Source organism: Paenirhizobium daejeonense, assembly GCF_014280875.1.
Taxonomy (GTDB): domain Bacteria; phylum Pseudomonadota; class Alphaproteobacteria; order Rhizobiales; family Rhizobiaceae; genus Allorhizobium; species Allorhizobium daejeonense.
On the sequence record NZ_JACLAL010000002.1, the window covers coordinates 136,707 to 151,321 of the forward strand.

The window sequence follows — 14,615 nt, forward strand, 5'->3', positions numbered from 1 at the left end:
CCCAACCTCGAAAAGTGCGAATCCTTAATGCCGCCGAAGCGGCGCATCGGATCATGCCATAACAAAAATGTTGCGGACGCGCGCGTCAGGAAAAAATTAACCCACAGGGGAAATGTGCGCGGACATCCGGCCCGGCGCGCCGCATTCAACGGAACACAGCGCGTTGGGATCGGATCAAATGTCTGGTTCGGATGCAGGCGAGACCAGAAGCTTATCGATGCGGCGACCGTCAAGGTCGATGACCTCGAACTTCCAGCCATCCTTGACGAAGCTCTCGCCCAGCTCAGGAATGCGTTTTAGTTCGGCGATCACAAATCCGGCAACGGTCGTGTAGTCAGGATCGGCTTCTGTCGTCACCCGGATCTTGTCGACGAATTCATCGATCGGCGTCCAGCCGGCCACCAGGAATGAGCCATCGTCGCGGCGAACCAGCGACGGCTCCTCTTCGTCCCCCTCCTGGAACGCGCCGGTAATCGCCTCAAGAATATCTCCGGATGTAACGATACCCTCGAAATGCCCATACTCGTCGTAGACCAGTGCCATGTGGAGCGGCGTCTTGCGCATCGCCTGGATGATATCCATCGCGCTCGCAAGGTCCGACACGATCGGCACTTCGCTGATGATGGTGCGGATATCCAGCGGCGTGTTGCCGGCCGTGATCGCATCGTAAACGTGCTTCACGAACAGGACGCCTATGATCTCGTCCGAATTGCCATTGCGAACCGGAAGACGGGAATGTTGCGTCTTGCGTAGCGTCTCCCGAATTTCCTCAGGCGTGTCCTCGATATCAACCACCTCGACATCGCGGCGCGGCGTCATAAGACCTCGAGCAGTCCGATCCGCCAGGCGCATGACGCCCGAGATCATCGCCTGTTCTTCGGTTTCGATGACGCCTGCGCTCTGCGCTTCCGCAAGCACCGTCTTGATCTCTTCGTCGGTCACCGTACCGGTAGACGCACCGCTCTGACCGAGCAGGCTAAGGACAAGCTTGCCCGAAGCATCAAGCAGCCAAACCAGCGGCGCCGCGACCCGGGAAAGCATCAACATCGTCCCGGCCACCTTCGAGGCAACGCTCTCAGGATTGCGCAACGCGATCTGCTTCGGCACCAATTCACCGACAATCAAAGAAAGATAAGTAATGATAACAACAACGGAGCCGACACCAAGAGCATTGGCGGCGCCATTGGATAATCCCTGTAATTCAAGCCATTCCGACAGACGGGCACCGAGCGTGGCGCCTGAAAAGGCGCCCGACAGAACGCCGACGAGAGTAATGCCAATCTGTACGGTGGACAAAAACCTGCCCGGGTTTTCGGCAAGCCTGATAGCCACTGCCGCGCCCGCATTACCCTGTTCGGAAAGAACCCTCAGGCGAGCAGCCCTTGAGGACACAACAGCCAATTCCGACATAGCAAGAACGCCGTTCAACAGAGTCAGAAAAACGACGATCAAAATTTCCGTTAACAAAACGAGAATCAAAGCTCCTCTACACCGGCTAAGCGTCCGGCAACGAGGAGGATCTCTAGCATAGAAGCTACCGCCTTCCAAACAGGAACCCTGTCGCACCCAAGAATTGACAGCCCTTGAATGGCAGGGGCAGGAGGAGCGGTTAAAGTCACTGGGACCCCTCGGGAAAGATGTGCCCGGCGACCACATTACCGGGCACTTCTTCGGGTTTCAAAACCTTGCACCCCAAGGATTGAGGCTGATCGGCTGCCGCGGGCGCTCAAGCTCCGGGAGGCCGATATCCCGACGCATGTGATTGTTGAGACCATCGACACGGTTCAATGCCCGCCGCTCCCGCCAGACAGTTGCGAGCAAAGCCCGAGCAACCCTCCAGAAGCCGAATTCGCGGCGCAGTTCCCCCACGACTTCCTTGAGGTTGAAATCAACTATGAATTGTATTTCGCGCATGTTTTTTCGTCCCGGCGCATTGCAGCGGCCAGGCCTTTCAAAGCTCGCGACAGATCGACGGGACACGCGAAGACGACAAGCGTCGTCGCGTCAGTCGATCACGTCAAAAAAATAGGATGTGAAAAAGTCCGCCAATCAGGCGCGATGCGCCTGATTCCAGGCGAGATTTTGGCCTGGCATTCGCGGCATGATGGCCCAGTCGGCCCGTCCGCCGTTGAGGCGCATATTCGAAGAACAAATACTCATGCTGCGCCTCCTGTATCTAGATGTGGCAGATAGAGAGACCATGTCACGACATCGTCGGCCAGACAAGAGCACAATTGCGAATTGTATTCACTGCCGTGACGGCGTTGCCAAAATGCAACAAACACCAGTCTCGGCTTCACGACATCGTGAGACCGAATCCCTGCATTAGCCGGCGTGTGGAAAAGTCCGGCTTACCAGAGGTGAAGACCGCAAAATCGAAGCCCTCAGGATGTTCGGCACCGTCGACAAGCGGTACCAGACGACGAGCCTGACGAGCAATCGCCTCGGCCGGATCCAGCCAGTCGACCGGCCATGGAGCAAGCCGGCGGAAAACATTGGCAAGAAACGGATAATGCGTGCAGGCAAGCACAACGATATCCGTCTTCTCACCTTCCTTCTCTACGAAACAGGGAGAGATTTCCGCAAGCACCGCTTCATCGGGTATCGCCTCGCCGCGAATATAGGCCTCGGCCATCCTTGCGAGGTTCTCCGAACCGACGAGTCGGACATGGCACTTTGAGGCGAAGGACTGGATGAGGTCTCGTGTATAGGCGCGCTTGACCGTGCCGGGCGTCGCAAGCACCGAAACGAGGCCGGAGCGTGTCCGTTCGGCGGCCGGCTTGATGGCCGGAACCGTGCCGATGAATCGCATGTCGGGGAAAGCGTGGCGCAGGTCGGTGCCGGCAAGGGTGAAGGCAGTATTGCAGGCGACGACGACTGCCTCCGGATCGTACCGTTCCAGAAGATCGCCAAAAAGCCGTACGATCCGCTCGCGAAGCGGCTGCTCTTCCCACCCGCCATAGGGAAAACCGGCATCGTCGGCGATATAGATGAAGCCGCGTTCCGGCATCAATACCCGCGCCTCGCGCAGCACGGTGAGGCCGCCAATTCCGGAATCAAAAACCAGAACCGGCTTCAGATCATGCCCCGCTGTCGTCATCCCCGTTATCGTCCCCATTGTCCGGCTTACCCGCACCCCGCGGGCTCTTGCGGCTGTAGCGGTCGAATGTGGCGAAAACGCCGCGAAGAACGTGGATTTCCTGCTCGGTGAAAGCGCGACGCGACAGGACCGCCCTCAGGTTTTCCACCATGCGCGGCTTCTTGCCGACCGGCCGGAAATAGCCACGGGCATCCAAGGCTTCCTCAAGCATTTCGAAGAGGCCGATCAGGTGTTCCTTGGTTGCCGGGTTTTGCACCACCGCCTGGAACCGGGTTTCGCCAAGATCCTCCATGCCGGATTTCATCCACTCATAAGACATGAGCAGCACGGCCTGGGCGATATTGAGCGAGGCAAAGGCGGGGTTGACGGGAAAGGTGACGATCTCGTCTGCCAGCGCCACTTCCTCGTTGGTCAACCCCCAGCGCTCGCGCCCGAACAGGATGCCCGTCCGTTCGCCGCCACGAAACTTGCCGCGCAGCGTTTCGGCAGCCGTCACCGGCGAGCGCACCGGCTTGAATCCGTCGCGCTCACGCGCAGTCGTCGCATAGACAAAATTGAGATCGGAAATCGCCTCCTCAAGCGTCTCGAAGACCAGCGTCGCATCGATGACGTGATCCGCCTTGGAAGCGGCGGAGCGGGCCTTTTCGCTCGGCCATCCGTCCCGCGGATTGACGAGACGCAATTCCCACAGCCCGAAATTCGCCATGGCCCGGGCGACCATCCCGATATTCTCGCCAAGCTGCGGCTCCACGAGGATGATTACCGGTCCTTCCGCCAGAAGCGCGCGCTCGCTGTTCGTACCTGCCATTTTTCTGTCCGAGGTTTATAGGTGGCGGCTTCACTGGCACAGGCTGCGGCAAAAATCAAAAACTCATTGCTGCGATCAGGGGCTGGAAAGCCTTTCCAGCGAGGCTTTCAGCGAAAACCAGCTGCCATCAGCCCTTTCCCGTAGGACATCATCGATAACGGAGCGGCGTCCCGCCGCATCGTCCGCAACCAGAATGAACATCAAGCGCCTCTCTGATCCGGAGCCGCCGTCGCAAGGCGGCAGATAAAGCTTCGCCTCGACCATGATCCGCGTGTCGGGCCGGGTCAGATCGGCGACATGGACGTTGCCGATAGGACATCGGTTCACATCACCCGTCATCGGATCTTCCTCGAAGAGGCTGACCTGCCGGCGCATCCGTGCCGCCTTCAAGGCTGTCGTATAGGCAGAAACGAAATCCGCACCAAAATCGTTGAGCAGCTGGATCTCGGTGAAATAGGCCTGATGACCATCCTGTTGATCGAGCGAGTTCGCGACGATCCGGTCGACGTAGGTCCGAACCAGCCCAACGCGGTCATTCGCATTCGCCGGCTGAGCCAGAGCCGGCAGAAAAAACAACAGCAACCACGTCCGTCGCATACGCCTCTCACCTCTCACCAATGCAATCAGTAGCGCAAGAATGATGACCAATGCCACCGGCCGAAACTTGAACCATCACTGGGCGGCAATGGCCTTGAGATCATTCTTGATCGAACTTGAGGAATTACCGTTCTCTACGGGAAAGATGTCGTCGATCACTTGCCGGCCGTTCTCTGTCTGCACATGGAAGATCAGCACCCTGTCTTCCTTGTAGGCAGGGTCGTCACCGAAGCATTGGCGGTTTTTGAAAAGCGCCGTCACCTGCCCGTCGCCATCATCTTCGATACGGATGTTTTCGAAGTTGCAACCATCCTGCCCTCCGGCGATGGGATCATAGTCGAAGGGGCTACCCGTGGTCTCTCCCTCGGGAAGGTCGTAGGCGGGATGCTTCGACGCTTCGTGATACGCCTTGGCGAAATCTGCACTGAACAGCCGCTTCAGACGATCATCGCTGAACACGTCGTCGTCGGAGGCAGTTTCCCCCGCCCAGTTCCCGGCGGCCACGTTGATGACCTCCTTGACCGGCGCCGTCGGGTCGGCGGCAAACGCGGAGCCGGCGGCAAAGACAAGGAGAGCGGCGAAAAGCTTGGATTTCATCGGTGATTTCCCGGCGACGGACAGACACGGCGCAAGATATCTCCGGCCGCGCAAAGCTCAAGCCCACCGGACCACCGGCTAAGGCCAAAGTTGGTATAACTTTGTGAACGAAAAGCCGTTATCCGGGCGGCGCAGCGCTTTGCGTTCCTGATCCGGAATGCTATAGCGCAGCAAGCCTAAACACTGGGACCCTCGTCCCTCCCCCCAATCAGCGAGGATATTCATGAGCAAGATCAAGGTAGCCAACCCGGTCGTCGATCTCGACGGCGATGAGATGACGCGCATCATCTGGCAGTTCATCAAGGACAAGCTGATCCTGCCTTATCTTGACCTGCAGATCGAATACTACGACCTCTCCGTCGAGAACCGCGATGCCACCAACGACCAGGTGACGGTCGACGCGGCCAACGCCATCAAGAAGCACGGCGTCGGCATCAAGTGCGCGACCATCACTCCGGACGAAGCGCGCGTGAAGGAATTCAACCTCAAGGAAATGTGGAAGAGCCCGAACGGCACCATCCGCAACATCCTCGGCGGCGTGATCTTCCGCGAACCGATCATCTGCAAGAACGTTCCGCGCCTGGTTCCCGGCTGGACCAAGCCGATCGTCGTCGGCCGTCACGCCTTCGGCGACCAGTACAAGGCAACCGACTTCAAGTTCCCCGGCAAGGGCACGCTGACCATCAAATTCGTCGGCGAGGACGGCCAGACGATCGAGAAGGAAGTCTACAAGGCTCCCGGCGCCGGCGTGGCTCTCGCCATGTACAACCTCGACGAATCGATCCGCGAATTCGCCCGCGCCTCTATGATGTACGGCCTGATGCGCAAGTGGCCGGTCTACCTGTCGACCAAGAACACCATCCTCAAGGCCTATGACGGCCGCTTCAAGGATATCTTCGAGGAAGTCTACCAGGCCGAATTCAAGGCCAAGTTCGACGAAATCGGCATCACCTACGAACACCGCCTGATCGACGACATGGTCGCCTCGGCGCTCAAGTGGTCCGGCGGTTACATCTGGGCCTGCAAGAACTACGACGGCGACGTCCAGTCCGACACCGTTGCCCAGGGCTTCGGCTCGCTCGGCCTGATGACCTCCGTTCTGCTCACCCCCGATGGCAAGACCGTCGAGGCCGAAGCTGCCCACGGTACGGTTACCCGCCACTACCGCCAGCACCAGAAGGGCCAGGAGACCTCGACCAACTCGATCGCCTCGATCTTCGCCTGGACCCGCGGCCTCGCTCACCGCGCCAAGCTGGACGACAATGCCGATCTCGCGAAGTTCGCCACCACCCTGGAAAAGGTCTGCATCGAGACCGTCGAATCCGGTTTCATGACCAAGGACCTGGCGCTCCTCATCGGTCCCGATCAGCCGTGGCTCTCCACCACCGCCTTCCTCGACAAGATCGACGAAAACCTCCAGAAGGCCATGGCCGCCTGAGGTTTAAGCCCTATCGCTTTTCAATAGGAAACCCGGCCTTGCGCCGGGTTTTTTCGTTGCGGAGCCCAAAATTTCTCTCGGCCGGAAGACTGATAGGTATCCGTCAAATACCGGCCAAATGACCGTGGCAACCTCCTCGACATGGCATCAGGCAAGGTTCGTTGACACGGCAGGAAAACGAACATATCATGAACAAAAAGAGGGGGAGTATCATGAGTGAAATCGTTTTCTATACCAATCCGATGTCGCGCGGACGCATCGTTCGCTGGATGCTGGAAGAGACGGGCGTCCCCTATCGTACTGAGATCCTCCCCTTCGGCCAACCGATGAAGAACGAGGAGTATTGCTCAATCAATCCGATGGGCAAGGTGCCGTCGATCATCCATCGCCAAAAGGTCGTGACGGAGTGCGCGGCCATCTGCGCCTATCTCGCCGACGCTTTTCCCCAGGCGGGTCTTGCCCCGCCCACGATGGATCGAGCCGATTATTACCGCTGGATGTTCTTTGCCGCCGGTCCGCTGGAGGCCGCCGTCTCCAACCGCGCGCTTGGTTTTGTCGTGCCGGAGGAACGCCGCCGCATGATCGGATACGGTTCGTATGAGGATGTGATGGCCACGCTCCAAAGGGCCGTCAGCGGCAACACTTACATCGCCGGCGAGCGCTTCACTGCGGCAGACGTATATGTCGGTTCCCACATCGGGTGGGGGCTACAATTCGGCTCGATCGAAAGACGACCCGCATTCGTCGACTATCTCGAACGTCTGAGCCAGCGCCATGCCTATCAGCGCGCTGCAGAGCTCGACGATGCCGCGATGGCAGCCCTGGAGCAGAGCGCATGATGCCATCACGGTGTGGCTGATCGAAAAGGTTTGCCTTCATATGGCCGCTGCCGTTTTCAGACGAAGGCAAATCTCGGTCAGGAATTCGCTTTGCGCAACTCAATCGCGATCACCTGCCGACCTATTCGCGCGCATGCTTCGTTGATATGGGGTTGAAAGCCTGACCAGCCATCCTTCGCCGGCTCCTTCTTCGTCTTTTCCATCTTTTGATCATGATGACTTCGTGGAATGAGGAAGCACCGACTGTATTTGTAGATCCCGCTTCATATTTGCTGACGTTCGTCAAATACGGAATGCCCACCGATTTGCGATTGAGCGGACTCGGGGTACCAATTGAAATCGCCGGAGACGGCGTGCGTCCTCAATCGTTCTTTGCATCGGCGGGCCATCGTGAACAATGAATTCCAGCCAAAGCTGATCAGCGTCCTTGCCGAAGGCTACAGCCTCGCCCGCCTGAAGGCGGACGCCATTGCGGGTCTGACAGTCGCAATCGTCGCCCTGCCCCTCTCCATGGCGATCGCCATAGCATCCGGCGTTACACCCGACCGGGGGCTGTTTACCGCTATCGTCGGCGGCTTTCTGGTATCCGCACTTGGCGGCAGCCGTCACCAGATCGGCGGACCAGCCGGAGCTTTCATCGTGCTGGTTGCCGCGACCGTAACGGCGCACGGTATCGAAGGCCTGCTGCTGGCAACGGCGATGGCCGGCGTCTTCCTCATGTTGGCCGGCCTGCTACGGCTCGGCGACTATGTGAAATTCATTCCCTACCCAGTAACGGTCGGCTTTACGGCCGGCATTGCGGTCATCATCTTTTCCAGCCAGATAACTGAGCTTCTTGGGCTGACCCTGCCCGCAAGGGAACCAGGGCCGCTCATTGAAAAACTGCCCGTGCTGGCTGAGGCCCTTCCGACTCTCAACCCCGCCGCGGCGGCAGTAGCATTCCTGACGATCGCCACCATTTTGATGCTTCGCCGGTTTCGTCCCTCCTGGCCGGGCCTTCTGATCGCCGTCGGCGTCGCATCCCTCGCAGCGACGCTGCTGCACCTGCCGGTGGAAACCATCGGAACGCGCTTCGGCGGCATACCCCGCAGCCTGCCGGTTCCCCATCTGCCATCGTTTTCACCCGAGCTTGCACAGGCAGTATTGCCTGACGCCATCGCCTTCGCGTTACTCGGTGCGATCGAGTCCCTGCTGTCGGCAGTCGTGGCAGACGGCATGACAGGCCGCAGGCATCGCTCGAACATCGAACTCATCGGCCAGGGTGTGGCCAATATCGGCTCGGCCCTTTTCGGCGGCATGTGCGTCACTGGCACCATCGCGCGCACAGCAACCAATGTCCGCGCCGGCGGCACCAGCCCATTCTCGGGCATGCTGCATGCCGTCTTCCTACTGGTCTTCATGGCTGTGGCAGCGCCGCTCGCCAGCTATATCCCGCTGGCATCGCTCGCCGGAGTATTGGCCATCGTTTCATGGAACATGGTCGAGAGGCCCGCCTTCGCCGCCCTGCTCAAGTCGTCGCGCGGCGACGCGGTCGTCCTCCTGGCAACCTTCCTGTTGGTGATCTTCCGCGACCTCACCGAAGGCATCATCGTCGGCTTCACCCTTGGCGCACTGCTCTTCATCAACCGCATGAGCAAGAGCGTCACGGTTATGCCTCATGAGGAGGAATCGGAGCACCCGCTGAAGAATACCGATTCCGACACCGTGGTCTACCGGATCGGAGGCGCCTTCTTCTTCGGGGCGGCTGCGACAGTCGGCTCGGTTCTCGACCGGATCGCGGACAGGTACAGCAATCTCGTTCTGGATTGTTCGGCGGTTTCCTTCATGGATTCGACAGCCGCCAACGTCATCGCCGGCACGATCCGCAAGGCGGAGAAAGCCGGCGTGCGCGTCTTCATCGCCGGCGCCAATCCGGATTTCAGGCACCTTCTGGAAACTCACGAGGTAAGGAGTCCCGAGGTCGAATATGTCGAGACCATCAAGGTCGCCCGAACGCTGATCCGTGAGGCTCGCCCACCGGAAGCCTGAAGCTCCCGAACCAGACGCGTTCCTCCTCAAGCAAAAAGGGCGCGGAAACTGTCCGCGCCCTTCCTGTATTTCGTTTCCGGAACAATCCTCCGGCAAGCGGCAAAGCCAGCCGCTCAGCCAGCCAATGCGGCCGCGACGGCCTCAATTGCGGCATCAGCCTTGTCGCCGTCTGGGCCGCCTGCCTGGGCCATGTCCGGCCGGCCGCCGCCACCCTTGCCGCCAACGACCGCGGCAGCAACGCGAACGAGATCCACAGCGCTGAAACGGCCCGCGAGATCGGCAGTCACGCCGACGACTACGCTGGCCTTGCCGTCTTCGGAAACGCTGATAAGGGTGACCACGCCCGAGCCGAGCCCGGCCTTGCTTTCGTCAACGAGGCCCTTCAGGTCCTTGGCATCGACGCCCTTCAGCACCTTGCCGAGGAAGCGGGTGCCGGCCACATCCCGCGCACCTTCGTCGGCCGCAGCCTGACCGCTGCCGCCCATGGCGAGCTTACGTTTGGCGTCGGCCAGTTCGCGCTCCAGCTTGCGCCGCTCATCGACCAGTGCCTCGACGCGAGAAACAACATCGCCCGGCTGAACCTTCAGTGCCGTGGCAAGCTGCTTCACCCGCTCGTCCTGCTCGGAGAGATAGGCGCGCGCAGCTTCACCGGTGAGCGCCTCGATGCGGCGTACGCCGGCGCCAACCGCGCTGTCCGACAGAATGCGGACGAGGCCGATGTCGCCGGTTGCGGTGACATGGGTACCGCCGCAAAGCTCGACGGAATAAGGCTTTCCGGCCTTCGGGCCATGAACAGCAGTGCCCATGGACACAACGCGGACTTCATCGCCGTACTTTTCACCAAAGAGAGCCATGGCACCTTCGGCAATGGCGTCATCGACGCTCATCAGACGGGTCGTCACCGGCGCGTTCTGGATGACGATCTCGTTGGCCATCTCTTCGACGACCTTCAATTCTTCCGCCGTGATCGGCTTCGGATGAGAAACGTCGAAACGCAGGCGCTCGGGCGCAACCAGCGAACCCTTCTGCGCCACATGGCTGCCGAGAATTTCGCGCAGTGCCTCGTGGATCAGGTGGGTCGCCGAATGGTTGGAACGCAGGCGCGAACGGCGGGCGTGATCCACCGTCAGGACGACGGCATCGCCAACACGGATCGTACCGTCAGAAACTTCGGCAATGTGCACGAACAAGCCTTCGCCCTTCTTCTGGACGTCGGAAACGGAAAGGCTTGCGGTGTCGCTGGCAATCTTGCCGGCATCGCCCATCTGGCCACCCGACTCGCCGTAGAACGGGGTCTGGTTGACGATCACCTGGACCGCGTCACCCGTGGAGGCGCTGTCGACGGCAACGCCGTCTTTGACAATCGCCAGCACCTGGCCTTCAGCCACCTCGGAGGAATAGCCGAGGAACTCCGTCGCGCCATGCTTTTCCTTCAGCTCGAACCAGATGGTTTCGGTAGCCTTGTCGCCCGAACCGGCCCAATGGGCGCGCGCTTCCGCCTTCTGGCGCTGCATGGCGTCGTTGAATCCGGTGATGTCGACACCGATGCCACGGGCGCGCAGGGCATCCTGCGTCAGGTCGAGCGGGAATCCATAGGTGTCGTAGAGCTTGAAGACGGTCTCGCCATCGAGGCTATCGCCCTTTTTCAGGTCGCTGGTCGCGTCCGAAAGCAGCGAAAGGCCGCGCTCCAACGTCTTGCGGAATCGGGTTTCTTCTAGCTTGAGCGTTTCGGAAATCAGCGCCTCGGCGCGCACCAGCTCGGGATAGGCACGGCCCATCTGCTGAACCAGCGTCGGCAGCAGCTTGTAGATAACCGGCTCACGCGCACCGAGAAGTTCGGCATGACGCATGGCGCGGCGCATGATGCGGCGAAGCACGTACCCACGGCCTTCGTTGGACGGCAGAACGCCATCGGCGATCAGGAATGCCGAGGAACGCAGGTGGTCGGCGATGACCCGGTGGCTTGCCCGGCGCTCGCCCTCGGCCTTGACGCCCGTCAGCTCGACCGAAGCCTCGATCAGCGCGCGGAACAGGTCGATGTCGTAATTGTCATGCTTTCCCTGCAGAACGGCGGCAACGCGCTCAAGGCCCATACCCGTGTCGATCGACGGACGCGGAAGATCGACGCGCTCTTCCTTCGTGATCTGCTCGTACTGCATGAAGACGAGGTTCCAGATCTCGATGAAGCGGTCGCCATCCTCTTCCGGCGAGCCCGGAGGGCCACCCCATATATGATCGCCGTGGTCATAGAAAATTTCAGAACAGGGACCGCAGGGGCCGGTATCGCCCATAGCCCAGAAATTATCGCTCGTCGGAATGCGGATGATTTTTTCGTCGGAAAGACCGGCGATCTTCTTCCACAACCCGAAAGCCTCGTCGTCGGTATGGTAGACGGTGACCAGCAGGCGATTGCGGTCGAGACCGAATTCCTTGGTGATCAGGTTCCAGGCAAGCTCGATCGCCCGCTCCTTGAAATAATCGCCAAAGGAAAAGTTGCCGAGCATCTCGAAGAAGGTGTGGTGGCGCGCAGTGTAACCCACATTATCGAGGTCGTTATGCTTGCCGCCGGCGCGCACACATTTCTGCGCCGTCGCAGCCGTGGAATACGGGCGCTGTTCAAGGCCGGTGAAGACGTTCTTGAACTGCACCATGCCGGCATTGGTGAACATCAGCGTCGGGTCGTTGCGCGGCACCAATGGGCTGGATGAAACGACTTCGTGGCCGTTGGTCTTGAAATATTCGAGGAAAGTCGACCGGATGTCGTTTACACCGCTCATGTCACGCCCTTCATTCACGCCGGAACCCGGCCATTCGCGAAAATCAATGGCTTTTATCGTCCGGAATCCCCACTGTCCAGCCGCCCAACGCAAAACCGGCCGCACCTCGCAAGAGATGCAGCCGGCAAACAAATCAAAACGCAAAAATGACGAGCTTAATCGTCTGCGCCATCACCGTCGTTTGCATCCGGGCCACCATTCTGCAGGCTTTCGGCAATGAGGCCGGCATTCTGTCGCAGCGCCATTTCGATTTCCTGGGCAAGCGCCGGATTGTCACGCAGGAACATCTTGGCGTTTTCACGCCCCTGCCCCAGACGCTGGCTGTTATAGGAGAACCACGCACCCGACTTCTCGACGATACCGCCCTTGACGCCAAGATCGACCAGTTCGCCGGTCTTGGAAACGCCTTCGCCATACATGATGTCGAACTCGACCTGCTTGAAGGGAGGCGCCATCTTGTTCTTGACGACCTTGACGCGGGTCTGGTTGCCGATGACCTCTTCGCGCTCCTTGACCGCACCGATACGGCGGATGTCGAGGCGCACGGAGGCATAGAACTTCAGCGCATTGCCGCCGGTGGTGGTTTCCGGCGAACCGAACATGACGCCGATCTTCATGCGGATCTGGTTGATGAAGATGACCATGCAGTTCGAGCGGGAGATCGAAGCGGTCAGCTTGCGCAGCGCCTGACTCATGAGACGAGCTTGAAGACCCGGCAGGTTATCGCCCATTTCGCCTTCGATTTCAGCGCGCGGGGTGAGAGCCGCGACCGAGTCGATGACGAGTACGTCGACGGCACCGGAACGTACGAGCGTATCGGTGATTTCAAGAGCCTGCTCGCCGGTATCGGGCTGGGAGATCAGAAGGTTCTGCAGGTCGACACCGAGCTTGCGGGCATAAACCGGATCGAGCGCATGTTCCGCGTCGACGAAGGCGCAGATGCCGCCCTTCTTCTGGGCTTCTGCAATCGTCTGCAACGCAAGCGTCGTCTTGCCGGAGCTTTCCGGACCATAAATTTCGATAATGCGTCCCTTCGGCAGACCGCCGATGCCAAGCGCGATGTCGAGACCGAGAGAGCCAGTCGAAACCGTTTCGATTTCAACCGCGCTCTCGTTCGAGCCGAGCTTCATGATAGAGCCCTTGCCGAACGACCGTTCGATCTGAGAGAGCGCTGCTTCCAATGCCTTGCTTTTGTCCACCGATTTGTCCTCTACGAGCCGCAAAGAATTCTGTGCCATTCTATCCACCTTTAGGTTATTGAAGCCGCATAGGCAATGAAGCAGCCGGTGGACTGTATGTACACGTTTTGTTCCGTTTTTGCAATCCCCTCTCAACCACATGAATCCATGGGGAATTTCTCGATGTGTACTTTTTATGTTCTACCTGTGAAGAACAACGGAACCCCGGGTTTCCAAGCACCTCTGAATATCCCCGGAGGCCTGCTCGATTCGTCGTTTTCCAACGCGCCGACGACGCTGCCATGACGGTCGATATCCTTGTCATCGGCGGTGCCCATATCGACCGTCGGGGCCACCTTTTCGGCCAGACGAAGATGGGGGCGAGCAACCCGGGCCGCTGGATGGAAGAGCCCGGCGGCGGCGGTTTCAACGCGGCCTGCAACCTCGCTCGTCTTGGTCACTCAGTGCGCCTGATCTCGCCTCGCGGCGGCGATGCGGCTGGCGAACAGGTCTCGGCGGCAGCGGAACGTCTGGGCATCGACGACTGCCCCGTTGTTTTCCTCGACAGGGCGACGCCGAGCTATACGGCCATACTCGAAGACGATGGCAATCTCGTGATCGCGCTGGCCGACATGGCGCTCTACGATCTCTTTTCGGCGCGCCGTCTGCGTGCGCGCACAACACGGGAAAGCCTCGCCAGCACCCGGACGATTCTCTGCGACGCCAACCTGCCGGCTGAAACCCTCACGGCATTGGGGAACTTCGCCGCATCGAATGGTGTGCCGCTCTCGGCAATCGCGATCTCCCCCGCCAAGGCAACGAAACTGATTCCCGGCCTGCATAACCTCGACCATGTCTTCATGAACGCCAACGAGGCCGAAGTGCTTGCGGGCCAGCGCGCCACGGACCCCGCCGAATGGCCCCTTCTCCTCAGGAAGGCAGGCCTGAAAGGGGGAGCGATTACCGCTGGCGGCAGCATGACCATTGCTTTCGATGGAGACGAAGTCATGGCTCTGTCACCTCCGCCAGTCTCCGACATCGCTGATGTCACCGGCGCCGGCGACGCCTTCGCCGCCGGCTTCCTGTCGGCGCAGCTTGAAGGCGCCGATCTCGGTCTTGCCCTGCGCATAGGCACTGCGGCTGCGGCGATCACACTGCTTTCACCGTATGCGACAGCCGAAAGCCTGTCCGTAGATTTTCTCGCCACACATCTGGCTCTTGTGCCGGAACCCGAAATCCTGTCATGACAAAGC

General features: G+C 59.8%; 12 protein-coding genes. 4 read left to right on the forward strand and 8 right to left on the reverse strand.

Annotated features, from left to right (window positions below):
- Nucleotides 1-174: 174 nt before the first annotated feature.
- The 6 genes from H4I99_RS04330 to H4I99_RS04355 form a co-directional block, all read right to left on the reverse strand.
- Nucleotides 175-1,467, reverse strand: a complete 1,293-nt coding sequence (locus H4I99_RS04330) for a hemolysin family protein (protein WP_163905721.1) — start codon at nt 1,465-1,467, stop codon at nt 175-177.
- Nucleotides 1,468-1,677: 210 nt separating this feature from the next.
- On the reverse strand, nt 1,678-1,914 hold the full coding sequence (locus tag H4I99_RS04335; protein WP_163899463.1) for a DUF1127 domain-containing protein: 237 nt from the start codon (nt 1,912-1,914) through the stop codon (nt 1,678-1,680).
- A 382-nt stretch (nt 1,915-2,296) separates the two neighbouring features.
- On the reverse strand, nt 2,297-3,100 hold the full coding sequence (murI, locus tag H4I99_RS04340; protein WP_163899465.1) for a glutamate racemase: 804 nt from the start codon (nt 3,098-3,100) through the stop codon (nt 2,297-2,299).
- Nucleotides 3,081-3,908, reverse strand: a complete 828-nt coding sequence (locus H4I99_RS04345) for an RNA methyltransferase (RefSeq protein WP_163899467.1) — start codon at nt 3,906-3,908, stop codon at nt 3,081-3,083. Before H4I99_RS04345 ends, murI begins: the two co-directional genes overlap by 20 nt.
- A gap of 75 nt (nt 3,909-3,983) precedes the next feature.
- Nucleotides 3,984-4,505 carry a hypothetical protein gene (locus H4I99_RS04350; protein ID WP_163899469.1) on the reverse strand — a complete coding sequence of 174 codons (522 nt, stop codon included), beginning with the start codon at nt 4,503-4,505 and terminating at the stop codon, nt 3,984-3,986.
- A gap of 75 nt (nt 4,506-4,580) precedes the next feature.
- Nucleotides 4,581-5,102: a hypothetical protein gene (locus H4I99_RS04355; RefSeq protein WP_163899470.1), complete on the reverse strand. Its 522-nt coding sequence runs from the start codon at nt 5,100-5,102 to the stop codon at nt 4,581-4,583.
- Between the two features lie 223 nt (nt 5,103-5,325).
- Between H4I99_RS04355 and H4I99_RS04360 the strand changes: the two genes are divergently transcribed.
- The 3 genes from H4I99_RS04360 (at nt 5,326) to H4I99_RS04370 (ending at nt 9,407) form a co-directional block, all read left to right on the forward strand.
- A complete protein-coding gene (locus H4I99_RS04360) occupies nt 5,326-6,540 on the forward strand; it encodes an NADP-dependent isocitrate dehydrogenase (RefSeq protein WP_099058066.1) in 1,215 nt (404 codons plus the stop codon).
- A 209-nt stretch (nt 6,541-6,749) separates the two neighbouring features.
- Nucleotides 6,750-7,379, forward strand: a complete 630-nt coding sequence (locus tag H4I99_RS04365; protein ID WP_163905723.1) for a glutathione S-transferase family protein — start codon at nt 6,750-6,752, stop codon at nt 7,377-7,379.
- Between the two features lie 390 nt (nt 7,380-7,769).
- On the forward strand, nt 7,770-9,407 hold the full coding sequence (locus H4I99_RS04370) for a SulP family inorganic anion transporter (protein ID WP_163899472.1): 1,638 nt from the start codon (nt 7,770-7,772) through the stop codon (nt 9,405-9,407).
- 113 nt (nt 9,408-9,520) lie between these two features.
- On the opposite strand, the gene alaS is transcribed toward H4I99_RS04370, so the two are convergent.
- Complete coding sequence (gene alaS, locus H4I99_RS04375) at nt 9,521-12,184, reverse strand: alanine--tRNA ligase (protein ID WP_163899474.1); 2,664 nt, start codon at nt 12,182-12,184, stop codon at nt 9,521-9,523.
- A gap of 155 nt (nt 12,185-12,339) precedes the next feature.
- Entirely contained in the window at nt 12,340-13,422 is a 1,083-nt protein-coding gene (gene recA, locus H4I99_RS04380) for a recombinase RecA (protein ID WP_099058071.1), read from the reverse strand.
- A 242-nt stretch (nt 13,423-13,664) separates the two neighbouring features.
- Between recA and H4I99_RS04385 the strand changes: the two genes are divergently transcribed.
- Nucleotides 13,665-14,609, forward strand: a complete 945-nt coding sequence (locus tag H4I99_RS04385) for a carbohydrate kinase family protein (RefSeq protein ID WP_163899476.1) — start codon at nt 13,665-13,667, stop codon at nt 14,607-14,609.
- Nucleotides 14,610-14,615: the final 6 nt, after the last annotated feature.